The following is a 1,535-nucleotide window of genomic DNA, read 5'->3' as shown; positions in this document are numbered from 1 at the left end:
TATTCTGTTGAAAAACTCACCCTTGATCGAGGCCGAAGTCACTGATTCAATTTCCATATTGAACGGGGGATTGAGTGATGATGGGACCGAGACAAGAAGCGCAGGCGGCTTTGTTTTACGAGTTTTCGCTGGAAGATCATGTGCCTCAAGCCCACCTGTTGCGCTCGATTGATCGGTTTGTCGATCTGAGTGGCATTCGCACCCATCTTGCGGAGTTCTACAGCCACACGGGCCGCCCTTCTGTCGACCCTGAACTCCTGATCCGCATGCTTCTGGTGGGGTATTGCTTTGGCATCCGCTCCGAACGCCGCCTGTGCGAGGAAGTGCATCTGAACCTGGCCTATCGATGGTTCTGTCGGCTCGACCTCAATGACCGCGTGCCCGACCATTCGACCTTCTCGAAAAACCGACATGGGCGGTTTCGGGAGAGCGAACTGCTGCGCCATTTGTTTGAGACGACTGTTACCCGTTGCATCGCAGAGGGTCTCGTGAGCGGCCAACGTATGGCCATCGACGCCAGTCTGATCGAGGCTGACGCCAACAAGCAGAACTCGACACCGAAGGAAGAATGGGACGCGACAACCATTGATCCCATGGATGCACCACGCGCCGTTCGAGAGTATCTCGACACATTGGATGAGGCGGCCTTTGGCGCTGCCAGCAATGTGCAGCCGAAGTTCACATCACATTCCGACCCCGCCAGTCAATGGACGGCAGCCCGCAAAGGTCCTGCATTCTTCAGCTATTCCGACAATTATCTGATCGATACGGATTATGGGGTCATCGTCGACGTCGAGGCCACACGATCCATTCGGCAGGCCGAGGTTGGGTCCACCAAAACAATGCTCAGGCGCGTGAAAGACAGGTTTGATCTGCACCCGGAGCGCCTGATCGCAGATACCGCCTATGGCACCGGGCCGATGTTGGGCTGGCTTGTCGAACGCAAGATCGCCCCACACATTCCTGTCTTTGACAAGTCCAGCCGCAGCGATGGCACATGGACGCGTGCTGACTTCGAATGGGATGCAGAGAACGATCAATACATCTGTCCGGAGGGGCACGCGCTGAAGCAGTTCCGTCGCAACTATTCCGACCCGAACCGAGGACCCACCGGCAAAGGCACAGCCCGCTATCGCGCATTGAAACTGACCTGCCAGGCCTGCCCATCAAAGGCCAAATGCTGCCCGAATGCCGACGCTCGCAAGATCACACGTGAAGAACACGAAGACGCACGTCAAGTCGCTCGCGACATCGCCAAGACCCGCCAATACGAGATCTCAATGAAGCTCCGAAAGAAGGTCGAGATGCTCTTCGCTCACCTCAAACGCATTCTCGGCCTCGGGCGGCTCCGATTACGCGGACCATGCGGTGCAAATGACGAATTCCTCCTCGCCGCAACCGCCCAAAACCTCCGCAAACTGGCAAAGATCTTTCCCGCACCGCAGCAAACGCGCAAAGCCTGATAGAAAAGGCGCTCGCGCTATGTTCAGCACCGCGCTTTCTGCGTCAGCAACACGTTGTTTTTCCACAGAATC

The 1,535-nt window shown here is 56.6% G+C and carries 1 protein-coding gene; it reads left to right on the top strand.

Going from position 1 to position 1,535, the window contains the following annotated elements:
* Positions 1–77 precede the first annotated feature (77 nt).
* Positions 78–1,463, top strand: a complete 1,386-nt coding sequence (locus WG622_RS19180; RefSeq protein ID WP_035253452.1) for an IS1182 family transposase — start codon at positions 78–80, stop codon at positions 1,461–1,463.
* Positions 1,464–1,535: the final 72 nt, after the last annotated feature.

This window comes from Cognatishimia coralii, assembly GCF_037478305.1.
Lineage (GTDB): Bacteria > Pseudomonadota > Alphaproteobacteria > Rhodobacterales > Rhodobacteraceae > Cognatishimia > Cognatishimia coralii.
Note: the sequence above shows the minus strand (reverse complement) of the source record. Positions and strands in the feature narration are given on the sequence as shown.